General features: G+C 72.4%; 13 protein-coding genes. 8 read left to right on the forward strand and 5 right to left on the reverse strand.

The window, feature by feature from the left end:
* Positions 1-124 precede the first annotated feature (124 nt).
* Positions 125-970 carry a LysR family transcriptional regulator gene (locus ACFYRY_RS39400; RefSeq protein ID WP_389157250.1) on the reverse strand — a complete coding sequence of 282 codons (846 nt, stop codon included), beginning with the start codon at positions 968-970 and terminating at the stop codon, positions 125-127.
* A gap of 123 nt (positions 971-1093) precedes the next feature.
* Between ACFYRY_RS39400 and ACFYRY_RS39405 the strand changes: the two genes are divergently transcribed.
* Positions 1094-2002 carry an NAD(P)H-binding protein gene (locus ACFYRY_RS39405; protein WP_389157440.1) on the forward strand — a complete coding sequence of 303 codons (909 nt, stop codon included), beginning with the start codon at positions 1094-1096 and terminating at the stop codon, positions 2000-2002.
* A 7-nt stretch (positions 2003-2009) separates the two neighbouring features.
* Here ACFYRY_RS39405 and ACFYRY_RS39410 read toward each other — a convergent pair whose 3' ends face one another.
* Positions 2010-2894: a LysR family transcriptional regulator gene (locus ACFYRY_RS39410; RefSeq protein WP_389157253.1), complete on the reverse strand. Its 885-nt coding sequence runs from the start codon at positions 2892-2894 to the stop codon at positions 2010-2012.
* A 118-nt stretch (positions 2895-3012) separates the two neighbouring features.
* On the opposite strand from ACFYRY_RS39410, the gene ACFYRY_RS39415 reads away from it, so the two are divergent.
* The 5 genes from ACFYRY_RS39415 (at position 3013) to ACFYRY_RS39435 (ending at position 8268) form a co-directional block, all read left to right on the forward strand.
* On the forward strand, positions 3013-3684 hold the full coding sequence (locus ACFYRY_RS39415; RefSeq protein WP_389157442.1) for a succinate dehydrogenase: 672 nt from the start codon (positions 3013-3015) through the stop codon (positions 3682-3684).
* Between the two features lie 2 nt (positions 3685-3686).
* The gene (locus ACFYRY_RS39420) at positions 3687-5636 is read left to right on the forward strand and encodes a fumarate reductase/succinate dehydrogenase flavoprotein subunit (RefSeq protein WP_389157255.1); all 1950 of its coding nucleotides are present in this window, start codon (positions 3687-3689) and stop codon (positions 5634-5636) included.
* Positions 5633-6379, forward strand: coding sequence for a succinate dehydrogenase/fumarate reductase iron-sulfur subunit (locus ACFYRY_RS39425; protein WP_389157258.1), 747 nt, complete (start codon positions 5633-5635; stop codon positions 6377-6379). The genes ACFYRY_RS39420 and ACFYRY_RS39425 overlap by 4 nt, the downstream gene beginning before the upstream one ends.
* 276 nt (positions 6380-6655) lie before the next feature.
* Complete coding sequence (locus ACFYRY_RS39430; protein WP_389157261.1) at positions 6656-7426, forward strand: GNAT family N-acetyltransferase; 771 nt, start codon at positions 6656-6658, stop codon at positions 7424-7426.
* Positions 7426-8268 (forward strand): lysophospholipid acyltransferase family protein, encoded by an 843-nt coding sequence (locus ACFYRY_RS39435; RefSeq protein ID WP_389157264.1) that lies wholly within the window; start codon positions 7426-7428, stop codon positions 8266-8268. Before ACFYRY_RS39430 ends, ACFYRY_RS39435 begins: the two co-directional genes overlap by 1 nt.
* A gap of 221 nt (positions 8269-8489) precedes the next feature.
* On the opposite strand, the gene ACFYRY_RS39440 is transcribed toward ACFYRY_RS39435, so the two are convergent.
* Positions 8490-10832 (reverse strand): ATP-binding cassette domain-containing protein, encoded by a 2343-nt coding sequence (locus tag ACFYRY_RS39440; protein ID WP_389157267.1) that lies wholly within the window; start codon positions 10830-10832, stop codon positions 8490-8492.
* Between the two features lie 106 nt (positions 10833-10938).
* A complete protein-coding gene (locus ACFYRY_RS39445; protein WP_389157270.1) occupies positions 10939-11937 on the reverse strand; it encodes an LLM class flavin-dependent oxidoreductase in 999 nt (332 codons plus the stop codon).
* A gap of 163 nt (positions 11938-12100) precedes the next feature.
* On the opposite strand from ACFYRY_RS39445, the gene ACFYRY_RS39450 reads away from it, so the two are divergent.
* Positions 12101-12793 (forward strand): DNA polymerase beta superfamily protein, encoded by a 693-nt coding sequence (locus ACFYRY_RS39450; RefSeq protein WP_389157273.1) that lies wholly within the window; start codon positions 12101-12103, stop codon positions 12791-12793.
* Positions 12794-12838: 45 nt separating this feature from the next.
* On the opposite strand, the gene ACFYRY_RS39455 is transcribed toward ACFYRY_RS39450, so the two are convergent.
* On the reverse strand, positions 12839-13243 hold the full coding sequence (locus ACFYRY_RS39455) for a (2Fe-2S) ferredoxin domain-containing protein (RefSeq protein ID WP_389157275.1): 405 nt from the start codon (positions 13241-13243) through the stop codon (positions 12839-12841).
* 136 nt (positions 13244-13379) lie between these two features.
* Here ACFYRY_RS39455 and ACFYRY_RS39460 point away from each other — a divergent pair, with 136 nt between their 5' ends.
* Positions 13380-13871: a hypothetical protein gene (locus ACFYRY_RS39460; RefSeq protein ID WP_389157278.1), complete on the forward strand. Its 492-nt coding sequence runs from the start codon at positions 13380-13382 to the stop codon at positions 13869-13871.
* The last annotated feature ends 2 nt before the right edge of the window (positions 13872-13873 follow it).

Below are 13873 nucleotides of genomic sequence, written 5' to 3' on the forward strand. Positions count from 1 at the left end.
GAGCGGCCGGGACGAGGGCCCGTGCGGGGAGGCGCGGGGCCGTGTCGACATGTGGCTCCGCGGGCCGGGCGCGACCAGCTCACACCGGCTTGCGGATGTGCCACCGCGGCGCTCGGCGGAGCATTCAGCTCGCCCGCCGCTCCCGTGCGGTTTCCGCCACCTCCACGGCCGCGCGGACCAGCGCCGCGGTGGCCGTCGAGCGGGACTGCTGCGGCCAGGCGACGGCCAGGACGGCAGGGGGCGCGTCCAATACGGGGCGGTAGACGACGCCCGGCCGGGGATAGCGGTCGGCCACGGACGCGGGGAGGAGGGCGACGACCTCGCCCAGTCCGACGAGGGTGAGCAACTGAGCCAGGTCGTGGCCCCTCCCGCGCGTCTCGTCGATGTACCGCTGTACCTCGCCGGGGCGCAGCCCCAGGTCGGCGAGGCTCAGCCCGGCCCGGGCGGCAAGGGGATGACGCGCGGAAAGGGCGGCAACGCGTGGTTCGGCGGTCAGGTACTCCGCGTCGAGGCCGGTGCGGTCGAACGGCTCGTAGACCAGGGCGACATCGGCCTCGCCCTGGCGCAGGAGCCGGGACTGTTCCTGCCAAGCGGACAGGCGGACGGTGACCGGCAACGCCGCCGGGTCGGCCGCGTAGCGCGCGAGGATGGCCTCCAGCAGCCCCGCGTCACCGTCGGCCTTCACGGCCAGCGCCAGTTCCGGCTCGGCGGCGGCCGCGCGGCGCGCTCGTCGTCCGGCCGCCTCCAACGCCTCCAGTGCGAACGGGGCCTCCGCCAGGAGGACTTCCCCGGCCGGGGTCAGCGTCACGCTGTGGGTGGTCCGCTCGAAGAGGACGGCTCCCAGCTCCGACTCCAGCCGGCGGATCGCCCGCGACAGCGGCGGCGGCGAGATGCCCAACCGTTCAGCGGCGCGGGCGAAGTTGAGCTCCTCGGCGACGGCGACGAAGTAGCGCAGCGGACGGGACTCCATGGGCCTGCCCTCCGATCGGTATTGCCCTGAGGGTAACAACCGCGAGCGAACCGGTCCTTCAGTTCCGGGCGGCCAGGAACGAGGCTCATGGACATCCGACAAACCTGTTTCCAGGAGCCGTTCATGATCGTCGTCACCACTCCGACCGGCCAGATCGGCCGCGAGGTCGTCGCCCGTCTCCTCGATGCCCGCGACGCCTCCGGCGCCTTGGTCCCGCTCCGGGTGATCGCCCGGGACCCCGCCGCGCTCTCCCCGCGGGTGCGCGACCGTGTGGAGGTCGTCCAGGGGTCGCACGCCGACCCCGCCGTACTGAAGGAGGCCTGCCAGGGCGCCGACCGCGTGTTCTGGCTGGTGCCGCCGACCCCCGGCGCCGACAGCGTCGAGAAACACTTCCGGGCCTTCACGGAGCCGCTGTGCGAGATCATCGCGGCGCAGGGCATTGAGCGGGTCGTGTCCGTCTCCACTCTGGGCCGAGGAGTCGCCAGGAACGCCGGGCTGGTCTCGGCGTCGCTGGCGATGGACGAGGCGATCGCCGCCACGGGCGTCCACTACCGGGCGCTGTGCCCTCCGTCCCTGATGGAGAACGAGCTCCGCCAGGTGGCGTCGATCCGCGACGCGGGGGTGTTCTCCACGACGCTCGTCCCCGATCGCGTGCTGCGCCTGTGCGCCACCCGCGACGTCGCCGCCACAGCCGCACGCCTGCTCCTCGACGGTTCCTGGGCCGGGCAGGAGGACGTGCCCCTGGTCAGCCCCGACGGCCTGACCCCGGAGGGTATGGCCGAGGTCCTCTCCGAGGTGCTCGGCCGGCCCGTCCGCGCCGAGTTCGCCTCCACCGCGGAGCGGAAGGCGATGCTGATCCGTTCCGGGGCGACCGAGGCGTGGGCGCAAGGGTATGCCGACATGGTGGACGCGCAGAACGACCAGGGCTTCTACGGAGCGTCCCAGCCGACCACACCCGACCTCGCCCCCACCACCTTCCGCCAGTGGTGCGAGGAGGTGCTCAAGCCGGCGGTCCTCCAGTCCCGGAACTGAGCCGCGCTCACCGCTCCAGAAGCATCCGCTGGAGCTCCCGGGCGGCCCGAGGCGGTGCCACGTCGCTGCGATGCGCGAGGGCGATCGTCCGGCGCAGCCCGGGCCGCGCGAGCGGAGTCACCCGCAGCCCCCGTCCCGACCGCGTCGCCACCATGCGCGGTACGACGGCCACCCCGAGGCCCGCCCGCACGAACCCCAGCACCGCGTCCATCTCCCCGCCCTCCACCGCGAAGTCCGGCTCGAAGCCCTCGCCGCGGCAGGCGGCGACGGTCAGTTCCCGCAGGTCGTAGCCGTGCCGGAACATGACCAGGCGTTCGCCCTCCAGGTCGGCGACGTGCACGGTCCGCCCGCCCCGGCCCGGCGCGGGGGCCTCCGGGGACGACACCACCACCAGGTCCTCACGGAGCAGCTCCACCGTGGTCAGCGCGGGGGAGGGCGTCGGCAGCGGAAGGACGACCAGGGCCAGGTCGAGGGCGCCGCGGGCGAGCTCCCGTACGAGATCGTGTGAGCCGCCCTCCTCGATCAGCAGCCGGATGCCGGGATAGCGGTCGTGGAAGGCGCGCAGCACGTCCGGCAGCAGACCCGTGCACACGCTCGGTGTCGCGCCCAGCCGGACTCGGCCACCGCGCAGCTGCACCAGCTCCTGGACCTCGTGCCGGGCGGTGTCCGCGTCGGCCAGGATCCGCCGGGCCAGCGGCAGCAGCGCCTCGCCGGCGTGGGTGAGGGTGATGTTGCCCCGCGCCCGCCCGAACAGGTCCGCGCCCAACTCCCGCTCCAGCGCCTTGATCTGCTGCGACAGGGACGGCTGCGCCACATGGACCAGTTCGGCGGCCCGGGTGAAGTGCCGGGTCTCGGCGACCGCCACGAAGTACTGGAGCTGCTGGAACTGCATGCGTCCACGATAGCCCTTGGCTATGGAATCAAGCCGGACCATGTCTTGGACCGATCGCGCGGACGCCCGTAGCGTCAGCGACATGGCTCTGGCAACGCGGACGGACCGACGGCCGTCCTTGGCACGCACCGTGTGGGACTCCTCCGTCGGGAAGAAGACCGTGATGGCGGTCAGCGGCCTGATCATGCTGCTGTACCTGGTCGTCCACATGATCGGAAACCTGAAGATCTTCTTCGGGGCGGGCGAGTTCAACCACTACGCCCACTGGCTGCGCACCGTCGGTGAACCGTTCATGCACTACGAGTGGACACTGTGGCTGATCCGGGTCGTCCTGGTGGTCGCCGTGGTCGCCCACGCCACGTCCGCGTACCAGCTCAGCCGCCGGGACATCAGAGCGCGCCCCGCCACGTACGTCCACAGGAAACCGCGGGCCACCTACGCGACCCGCACCATGCGCTGGGGCGGGATCATCCTCGGCCTGTTCATCGTGTGGCACATCCTCGACCTGACGACCGGCACCGTGCACTCCGGCGGCTTCCAGGAGGGCCACCCGTACCAGAACGTCGTGGACACCTTCTCCACCTGGTACGGCAACGTCATCTACATCGTCGCGATGCTCGCCCTCGGCCTGCACATCCGGCACGGGTTCTGGAGCGCCGCCCAGACCCTCGGCGCCGGCAGCCGGACCCGCGACCGCGCCCTGAAGACCGTCGCCCATATTCTCGCGCTGCTGCTCACGGCCGGTTTCATCGCCGTACCCGTGGGTGTCATGACCGGAGTGGTGAGCTGAAGATGACTTCCTACGCGGACTACCGGACCGGCGAGCCGGTCGTCGATGCCAAGGCCCCCGAGGGGCCCGTCGAGGAGCGCTGGGACAAGCGCCGCTTCGAGGCCAAGCTGGTCAACCCGGCCAACCGGCGCAAGCACACCGTGATCGTCGTCGGTACCGGCCTCGCGGGCGGGTCGGCCGGTGCCACCCTCGCCGAGCAGGGCTACCACGTCGTCCAGTTCTGCTACCAGGACTCCCCGCGCCGCGCCCACTCGATCGCCGCGCAGGGCGGCATCAACGCGGCGAAGAACTACCGCAACGACGGCGACTCGATCCACCGGCTCTTCTACGACACCGTCAAGGGCGGCGACTTCCGGGCCAGGGAGTCCAACGTCCACCGGCTCGCCCAGATCTCCGTCGAGATCATCGACCAGTGCGTGGCGCAGGGCGTCCCGTTCGCCCGTGAGTACGGCGGACTGCTCGACACCCGCTCCTTCGGTGGCGTCCAGGTGTCGCGGACCTTCTACGCCCGAGGGCAGACTGGGCAGCAGCTGCTCCTTGGCGCCTACCAGGCGCTGTCCCGGCAGATCGCGGCCGGGAACATCGAGATGCATCCGCGGACCGAGATGCTCGACCTGATCGTGATCGACGGGAAGGCGCGCGGGATCGTGGCGCGGGACCTGATCACCGGGCGCGTCGGCACCTACTTCGCGGACGCCGTCGTCCTGGCGAGCGGCGGCTACGGCAACGTCTTCTACCTGTCGACGAACGCCATGAACTCCAACGCCACCGCCGTCTGGCGGGCCCACCGACGCGGCGCCCTCTTCGCCAACCCGTGCTTCACGCAGATCCATCCGACCTGCATCCCACGCACCGGCGAGCACCAGTCCAAGCTGACGCTGATGAGCGAGTCACTGCGCAACGACGGCCGGATCTGGGTGCCGAAGGCCAAGGGCGACGACCGGCCCGCCCACCGGATTCCCGAGGACGAGCGCGACTACTACCTGGAGCGCATCTACCCGTCCTTCGGCAACCTGGTCCCGCGTGACATCGCCTCCCGCGCCGCGAAGAACGTCTGCGACGAGGGCCGGGGCGTCGGGCCCGGCGGGCAGGGCGTCTACCTCGACTTCGCGGATGCCATCGAGCGGATGGGACGCGGGGCCGTCGAGGCCAAGTACGGCAACCTCTTCGACATGTACCAGCGGATCACCGACGAGGACCCCTACGAGGTGCCGATGCGGATCTATCCCGCCGTGCACTACACCATGGGCGGCCTGTGGGTGGACTACGACCTGCAGACCACCGTCCCCGGCCTGTTCGCGATCGGCGAGGCCAACTTCTCCGACCACGGCGCGAACCGGCTGGGCGCGTCCGCCCTCATGCAGGGCCTCGCCGACGGCTACTTCGTGTTGCCGGCCACCATCAACGACTACCTCGCCCGCAACCCGCACCACCAGAGCGTCACCGCCGAACACCCCGTCGTACAGGATGTGTTGGCGGAGACCGAGGACCGGCTGCATCTGCTGCTGGCCGTGGACGGCGACCGTACCCCCGACTCCTTCCACCGCGAACTCGGCGAACTCATGTGGGAGTTCTGCGGCATGGCCCGCACCGACAGCGGACTGCGCAAGGCGCTGGAGCGGATTCCGCAGATCCGCGACGAGTTCTGGCGGCGCATCAAGGTCCCTGGCGTCGGCGAGGAGTTCAACCAGTCGCTGGAGAAGGCCAACCGGATCGTCGACTACCTGGAACTCGCCGAGCTGATGTGCCTGGACGCCCTGCACCGGGCGGAGTCCTGCGGCGGCCACTTCCGCGAGGAGTCCCAGACCCCCGACGGCGAGGCCGCCCGCCGGGACGACGCCTTCGGGTACGCGGCCGCCTGGGAGTTCACCGGCACCGGCGAGGCGCCCGTCCTGCACAAGGAACACCTGGTCTTCGAGTACGTCCACCCCACTCAGCGGAGCTACGCATGAAGCTCACCCTGCGCGTCTGGCGGCAGAAGAACGCCGACGCCGACGGCGCGATGTCCACCTACGAGGTGGACGGAATCTCCTCCGACATGTCCTTCCTGGAGATGCTGGACACCCTCAACGAGGAACTCATCCTCAAGGGCGAGGACCCGGTCGCCTTCGACCACGACTGCCGTGAGGGCATCTGCGGAGCGTGCTCACTCGTCATCAACGGCGACGCGCACGGACCGGAGCGCACGACCACCTGCCAGCTGCACATGCGGTCCTTCCAGGACGGCGACACGATCGACGTCGAGCCGTGGCGGGCGTCCGCGTTCCCGGTGATCAAGGATCTGGTCGTCGACCGGACCGCCTTCGACCGGATCATCCAGGCCGGCGGGTACGTCTCGGTGCCGACCGGCGCCGCACCCGAGGCGCATGCCACGCCGGTACCGAAGCCGGACGCGGACTTCGCGTTCGAGCACGCGGAGTGCATCGGGTGCGGTGCCTGTGTGGCCGCCTGTCCCAACGGGGCGGCGATGCTGTTCACCTCCGCCAAGGTCAATCACCTCAACGTGCTGCCGCAGGGCGCGCCCGAGCGGGAGACCCGGGTGCTGGACATGGTGGCGCAGATGGACGAGGAGGGGTTCGGAGGGTGCACGCTCGCGGGAGAGTGCGCGACCGCCTGCCCGAAGGGGATTCCGCTCATGTCCATCACCGGGATGAACAAGGAGTGGCTGCGGGCCGCGCGGAAGGTCAAGCGGTGACGCCGTAGGGGGTACAGAGAACGTTCGCCGAGAACGTGCGGACGGGCGGGGCCGGGAGTGGTGCTCATCCCCGGCCCCGTCTCGCATCGGGCGGCCGCGCACCGGCGAATCTGGGGCCGCACACGACGCAAAAGGGACGGACCGTGCGTGAGTGCGCGCAGTTCAACCTCCCCACATCCGCGCTCCTGGCTCAGGTCACGTCCGCGCCAACCCGTGTCGGAAGAAACAGGGTGTACCGCCACCGTCCCCGAGTTGGCCCGTGCCCTGGAGTTAGCCATGACCGGCGTTTCCACGCTCGTCCGTCCCCCGCAGTCGACCGCTCCCGTCCGCTACACCGTCACCCTCGCCCGCGACGAGGCCGACGTGCGGGCCGCGCAGCGGCTGCGCCACGAGGTCTTCGCCGGGGAGATGGGGGCCCTGCTGACCTCCCCGCAGCCCGGCCTCGACGTCGACCCCTTCGACGCCTACTGCGACCACCTGCTCGTCCGTGACACGGTGACCGGTCAGGTCGTCGGCACGTACCGGCTGCTGCCCCCGGAGCGGGCCGCGATCGCCGGACGCCTCTACTCCGAGGGCGAGTTCGACCTCACCCCGCTCGACCCGATCCGCCCCGGGCTCGTCGAGGTCGGCCGCTCCTGCGTGCACCCCGACCACCGGGACGGCGCGGTCATCGGACTCATCTGGGCCGGCATAGCCCGCTACATGGTCGACCACGGCCACGAGTGGCTCGCCGGCTGCTGCTCGATCCCGCTCGCGGACGGCGGTGCCCTCGCGGCCGGCACCTGGGACCGGGTGCGGGACAAGCACCTGGCCCCGGAGGAGTTCCGGGTGCGGCCGCTGCTCCCCTGGGTGCCGCAGGACGTGAGTGTCCCGGCGCGCACCGAACTTCCCGCGCTGCTGCGCGGCTATCTGCGGCTCGGCGCCTGGGTCTGCGCGCAGCCCGCCCACGACCCGGACTTCGGGGTCGCCGACCTGTATGTGCTGCTGTCGATGCGCCGGGTCAACCCGCGCTACCTGCGGCACTTCCTCTCGCTCGTCCCGGCCTGATGAGCGTCTGGCTGCCCGGAGCGCCCTGCACCCCGAGGGCGTGCGTGGAAGGGACGGCGGCCGCCGCGGCCGTACCGCGGGCCGTGCTGCGGCTGGTGGCGGTCACGGTCCTGGTGCTGGCCGGGGTCCTGCTGTCGACGCTCGGCTGGGGGCGCTCGCGGGTGCGGGGGAGGATCCCGGCGGGGCCGGTGCGGTGGTGGTGCCTCCGGATCGTACGGGCCGCCGGGGTCCAGGTCCGGATCACCGGCGCCGCCGCGCCCGCCGGAGGACTGCTCCTGGTCGCCAACCACATCTCCTGGCTGGACATCCCCCTGCTCGCCGCCGTCCGCCCGGCCAGGATGCTCGCCAAGGCGGAGATCCGGCGATGGCCGGTGGCGGGGCCGCTCGCGGCGCGCGGGGGCGTCCTGTTCATCGACCGGGACCGGCTGCGGGCCCTGCCCGGCACGGTAGCCCATGTCGCGGACGTACTGCGGACGGGCGGGGCCGTCGCGGTGTTCCCCGAGGGCAGCACCTGGTGCGGGCGCGCCCAGGGGCACTTCCGCCGGGCCGTGTTCCAGGCCGCGCTCGACGCGGGCGTCCCGGTGCAGCCGGTGCGCATCCGCTACCGGCTCGCCGGGGGAGCGGCCAGCACCGCGCCCGCCTTCGTCGGCGACGACTCCCTGCTCGCCTCGGTGTGGCGGGTGGTGTCGGCACGGGGGCTGGTGGCCGAGGTCGAGGTACGCAAGGTGATCGCGCCGGGCCACCACCCCGACCGCCGCGCACTGGCCCGGGCCGCGCAACTGGACGCCCTGCCCGAGCCGGACCCCGTCCATACGGTCTCGCCGGCACAGGGGGCGTCCTGACGCGGGGTCGACTCCGGCGGCCTCGGCGGGAGTTCGGCCGCCGGGGCGCGCCGGGCGCGGCCGACCGGTCCGCGCTCCGTCGGCGCCGCCCTTCAGAGCGGCCTTGCGGTCTTGTCGGCGGGGTCGCGGGGCCAGTGGGGGTCGGCGGGGTCAGCCGTGTGCGTGCCCTCAGCCCCGGCGCCCCGCGAGCTCCGCCGGTCCGGCCGGCCCCGCCTGTCGTCTCAGGCGTCCCCGGACAGCGCCCGCCTCAGATACGTGGCCGTGGTGCTCCCCTCCGCCCGCGCCACCTCAGCCGGCGGCCCCGCCGCCACGATCCGTCCGCCCGCGTCGCCGCCACCCGGCCCGAGGTCGATCACCCAGTCCGCGCCCGCGACGACCGCCATGTCGTGCTCGACGACGACCACCGTGTGCCCGGCGTCGACGAGAGCGTGCAGCCGGCCCATCAGCACCTCGACGTCGGCCGGATGCAGACCGCTCGTCGGCTCGTCGACGAGGTAGAGGGTGTGACCGCGGCGCCCGCGCTGCAACTCGCTGGCCAGCTTGATGCGTTGGGCCTCCCCGCCGGACAGCTCGGTCGCGGGCTGACCCAGACGCGGATAGCCGAGGCCGACGTCCAGCAGGGCGCCGAGACTGCGGGCCACGGCCGGGGTGTCGGCGAAGAACTCAGCCGCCGCCTCGACGGTCAGGTCGAGCACCTGCGCGATGTTCCGCCCCCGGTACGTCACTTCCAGCGTCTCGGGGTTGTAGCGCGCGCCGCCGCAGTCCGGGCAGGGAGCGTAGGTGCTCGGCAGGAACAGCAGCTCGACGGTCACGTACCCTTCGCCCTGGCAGGTCTCGCAGCGCCCTCCGGGCACGTTGAAGGAGAACCGGCCGACGCCGTAACCCCGCGAGCGGGCCTCGTCGGTGGCCGCGAACACCTTCCGCACCACGTCGAACAGGCCGGTGTACGTGGCCAGGTTGGAGCGCGGGGTCCGCCCGATGGGCTTCTGGTCGACCGACACCAGCCGCCGCACGCCCGGCAGGTCCTCCGTGATCTCCCCGATGAGTGTGGACTTGCCGGATCCGGAGACGCCCGTGACCGCGGTCAGCACACCGAGGGGGAACTCGGCGCTCACCCCGCGCAGGTTGTGCCGGGTGACCGGACCGACCTTCAACTCGCCGCGCGCCGGGCGCACTTCGCGGTCGGGTACGGAGGACCGGTCGAACAGGTAACGCGCCGTGGCGGACTCCGCGACACCGGCCAGCTCCGCCACCGGCCCGCTGTGCAGCACCCGCCCGCCGTGCTCGCCGGCGAGCGGTCCCACGTCCACCAGCCAGTCGGCGCCGCGTACCACATCGAGGTGGTGCTCCACCACGAACACCGAGTTCCCGGACGCCTTCAAGCGCTCCAGCACCGTCAGCAGCGCCTCGGTGTCCGCCGGGTGCAGTCCGGCGGACGGTTCGTCGAGGACGTAGACGACTCCGAACAGTCCCGACCGCAACTGGGTGGCCAGCCGCAGCCGTTGCAGTTCACCCGCCGAGAGGGTCGGGGTGGCCCGGTCCAGGCTCAGGTAGCCGAGGCCGAGCTCCACCACGGGTGCGATACGGGACCTGAGGTCGGCGGTGAGTACCCGGCCCGCCTCCGAGGCGGCGGTTTCGAGAGCGGCCGCCAGCTCCACCAGCGGCAGTGCCGCCAGGTCGGCGATCGTGCGGCCCGTGAAGGTCACCGCCAGCGCCTCGGGACGCAGCCGGCTGCCGCCGCAGGCCGGGCAGGGAGCGCTGGTGAGGAAGCGCTCCGCCCTGGCCCGCAGGGTGGGGCTCTTCGAGTCCGCGAACGTCTTCATCACATACCGCCGGGCGCTCATGTACGTGCCCTGGTAGGGCCGTTGGATGCGTTCGGCGTCCCGGACCGGGTGCACGGTGACGACCGGCTGCTCGTCCGTGAACAGGATCCACTCGCGCTGCTCGGCCGGCAGCTCCCGCCAGGGCCGGTCCACGTCGTACCCGAGCGCGTCGAGGACGTCCCGCAGGTTCTTGCCCTGCCAGGCGCCCGGCCAGGCGGCCACGGCGCCCTCACGGATCGACAGTGCCGGGTCGGGGACCAGCGACTGCTCCGTCGTACGGTGCACCCGGCCCAGCCCGTGGCACTGTGGGCAGGCCCCGGCCGTCGTGTTGGGGGAGAAGGCGTCCGAGTCGAGCCGCTCGGCGCCCGGCGGGTAGTCCCCGGCCCGGGAGTACAGCATCCGCAGGGAGTTCGACAGGTTGGTCACCGTACCGACGGAGGAACGGGACGTGGGCGCCGACCTGCGCTGCTGGAGCGACACCGCGGGCGGCAGGCCGTTGATCTCACCGACCTTCGGCGCCCCGACCTGGTGGATCAGCCGACGCGCGTACGGCGCGACCGACTCGAAGTAGCGCCGCTGCGCCTCCGCGTAGATCGTGCCGAACGCCAGCGACGACTTCCCCGAACCCGACACGCCGGTGAACACGGCCAGCACGTCCCGGGGGATGTCGACGTCCACATCCTGGAGGTTGTGCTCGCGGGCACCGCGAACGCGGACGTATGGGTCGTGCGAGTCGGGCATGAGGGGGCACTCCGTACGGGTTTCCTGGACGGGTTTCCTGGCCGGGACGAGGACAAACCCCGCGATCCTATGCGAACCCGTGGGGCGGCGGCCGGGCGGGCGGGGCTCAGCGGGCGGTGATCCGGGCCAGCCGCCGATAGGAGTCCAGGAGGGCCTCCCGGTCGTAACCGCTCGTGGTGACCAGGACTTCCTCGGCTCCCGTCTCCTTCAGCACCGTCTCCAGCTCGTGCGCGACCTGCTCCTCGGTGCCGGCGATGTGCCCAGTCAGCCCGGACTCGTAGAAGCCGCGTTCCTTCTCGGTCATCGCCAGTGCCTCCACCCGCTCGGCGGACGGCAGCGGCGGGAAGGTGCCGTGGGTGCGCGCGTACGCCATGGACCAGGCCTCCGGTATCAGCAGCCGTCGGGCCTCCTCGGGCGTGGCGGACACCGCGATCGTGCCCGAGATGACGACGTACGGCTCCCGCGCCCACGGCGAGGGGCGGAACCGCGTGCGGTAGTGGTCGATGCCGCGCCGCATCTTCTCGCGGTTCCGCAGGTCACCGATGACCATGGGCAGCCCGGCGTCGGCCGCGATCGTCGCGCCCTCGCCCATGGCCAGGACGAACGGCGGCACCGTCAGCCCCTCGGCGGGGCGCGCGTGCACGCCCGTGGGGGACGTGCCCCGGAACCAGCCGAGCAGGTCGTCGAGCTGCGCCGCGAAATCGTCGGCCACGTCCTTGCCGCGCCCCAGCGCCCTGCGCACCCCGTCGGTGAAGCCCACGGAACGGCCGAGCCCCATGTCGATCCGCCCGGGGAAGAGGGACTCCAGCACCCCGAACTGCTCGGCCACCACCAGGGGCTGGTGGTTGGGCAGCATCACCCCGCCGGTGCCGACCCGGATCCGCTCGGTCGCGGCGGCCACCGCGGCGGCCAGCACGGTCGGCGCGGAACCGGCGACGCCGGGCACCCCGTGGTGCTCCGACACCCAGAACCGGTGGTAGCCCAGCTGCTCCAGTTCCCGCGCCATGCGCACGGTGTCGCGCAGCGCCTCGGCGTTCGTGTGGCCCTCCCGGGTCCGGGAACGGTCGAGGACGGAGAAGCGGGTGGCGGCGATCAGGGAACTCACACGGGGTTCAACGCGTGGCGGGCGGTGACATTCCCGTCCGCGGTCGGCCCGGCCGGGTCCGGGAAAATCCGGGTGACCGCGATCGGGCTGGTCAGCACAATGGGACACACCCTCCGCGGCGGCCGCACGTCCACCTCGTCACACCCAAGGAAGGCGGCTGACCGTGACCGTCCCGAACCTCCTGCTGTCCGGCGTCGTCGGCTCCACCGCGTACGGACTCGCCCACGCCGGCTCCGACGTCGACCGCCTCGGCCTGTTCGCCGCGCCCACCACCGACCTGCACGGCCTGCGCGGCCCGAAGGAGTCCCACGTCACCACGGCACCGGACCGTACCCTGCACGAGGCCGCGAAGTGGTGCCGGCTCGCCCTCGGCGGCAATCCGACCGTCATGGAGCTGGTGTGGCTCCCGGACGAGCTGTACGAGCTCCGGACGCCGCTGGGCGAGGAACTCATCGGCATCCGTACGTCGTTCCTGTGCGCGAAGCGCGTCCGGGACGCCTATCTCGGGTACGCCACCCAGCAGTTCCGCCGGCTGGAGCACCGCGGCGACGGCTCGTTCTCCGCGGACACCCGGCGGCGTACGGCCAAGCACGCCCGGCACCTGAAGCGGCTGTGCCACCAGGGTCTGGAGCTGTATGCCACCGGCCGGCTGGAGATCCGCGTCGAGGACCCCGAGGAGTACCACGCGTTCGGCGACCGGGTGGCCGCCGACCCGTCGGCCGCGCTGTCCCTGCTCCGCCACTACGAGACCGCCTTCGACGAGACCCGCGGCGTGCTGCCGGAGGAACCCGACGAGGCGGCGGCGGAGGCGTGGCTGCACCGGGTCCGCCGCCACTTCTACACCGCTGGACAGTGACGGGCGGTCGGCGGTCGGCTGTAGTGCTGCGTCCGGCTGGGATGCTCACCGCCGGGACCGGACGCGGGCGTCCCGGGGTGGCTGGATGAACTGCAACTCCAGCGTGAGCGGCGGCTCGGCGACACCGGGCCCGCCGGCCGCCGCCCACCGCACGACCTCCTCGGTGCTGTCGTCGTCCATGACGAACCCGATCCACACCGCCCGCCCGCCGGCCCGGCGCCCGGCAGCCGACGGGCGGACCACGATCACGTTGGCCTGGTCGCAGGGGCCCAGGCAGTCGGTCGTACGGACCCGGAATCCGTGTTCGGCGGCACCCGCCCGCAGCAGCTCCAGTTGCCAGGCCGGGTCGGTGCCGGGCTGTTTGCGGGCGTTGCCGCAGCAGCAGCCCCGGCAGACGACGAGCGTGCAGGAGGCGGAGCCGGACAGGGGTGTTCGGGGCGTCGAAGGCATGGGAGAAGCATGCGGCCCACGATGGTCACGCGATGCCGCCGGGGTGCCCGTCTCGAGGTCGTCGTCGCCGTGACCCGCAACTCCACGCAGTGGCCGCCGGGGGCGTGGGGCCCGCCGGGTGTCTAGGGTGGAACGTGTGACCGACAGCAGCAGTCTTCCGCTCGCCGTGTTCGACCTGGACAACACCCTCGCCGACACGGACCACCGGCAGCGGTTCCTGGAGCGCAAGCCGCGCGACTGGGACGGCTTCTTCGCCGCCGCGCCGCAGGATCCGCCGCTCGCCGAGGGCGTGGCGCTGGCCCTTCAGAGCGCTCGGGAGTGCGAGGTCGTCTACCTCACCGGCCGGCCGGAGCGCTGTCGGCGCGACACACTGGACTGGCTCGCCGCGCAGGGCCTGCCCGAAGGGCGCCTGTACATGCGGCCTGACAACGACCGCAGGCCCGCCCGACGGACCAAGCTGGAGACCCTCCGCCGGCTGGCCGGCACCCGGGAGGTCCGGGTGCTCGTGGACGACGACGAGCTGGTGTGCGAGGACGCCGAACGGGCCGGCTTCAGGGTCGTACGGGCACGCTGGGCGGCCCAGTCCGCGGAGCTCAAGGTGGCGCAGGAACGTGAGGGGCGGACCTGACG

The sequence above is a fragment of the Streptomyces sp. NPDC005263 genome, assembly GCF_042872365.1.
Lineage (GTDB): Bacteria > Actinomycetota > Actinomycetes > Streptomycetales > Streptomycetaceae > Streptomyces.

Excerpts from the sequence above, each read along its gene's own strand:
- ACFYRY_RS39420 (WP_389157255.1), top strand. The coding sequence starts at position 3,687 with ATGACTTCCTACGCGGACTACCGGACCGGCGAGCCGGTCGTCGATGCC.
- ACFYRY_RS39440 (WP_389157267.1), bottom strand. The coding sequence starts at position 10,832 with ATGCCCGACTCGCACGACCCATACGTCCGCGTTCGCGGTGCCCGCGAG.
- ACFYRY_RS39405 (WP_389157440.1), top strand. The coding sequence starts at position 1,094 with ATGATCGTCGTCACCACTCCGACCGGCCAGATCGGCCGCGAGGTCGTC.
- ACFYRY_RS39400 (WP_389157250.1), bottom strand. The coding sequence starts at position 970 with ATGGAGTCCCGTCCGCTGCGCTACTTCGTCGCCGTCGCCGAGGAGCTC.
- ACFYRY_RS39430 (WP_389157261.1), top strand. The coding sequence starts at position 6,656 with ATGACCGGCGTTTCCACGCTCGTCCGTCCCCCGCAGTCGACCGCTCCC.
- ACFYRY_RS39410 (WP_389157253.1), bottom strand. The coding sequence starts at position 2,894 with ATGCAGTTCCAGCAGCTCCAGTACTTCGTGGCGGTCGCCGAGACCCGG.
- ACFYRY_RS39455 (WP_389157275.1), bottom strand. The coding sequence starts at position 13,243 with ATGCCTTCGACGCCCCGAACACCCCTGTCCGGCTCCGCCTCCTGCACG.
- ACFYRY_RS39425 (WP_389157258.1), top strand. The coding sequence starts at position 5,633 with ATGAAGCTCACCCTGCGCGTCTGGCGGCAGAAGAACGCCGACGCCGAC.
- ACFYRY_RS39435 (WP_389157264.1), top strand. The coding sequence starts at position 7,426 with ATGAGCGTCTGGCTGCCCGGAGCGCCCTGCACCCCGAGGGCGTGCGTG.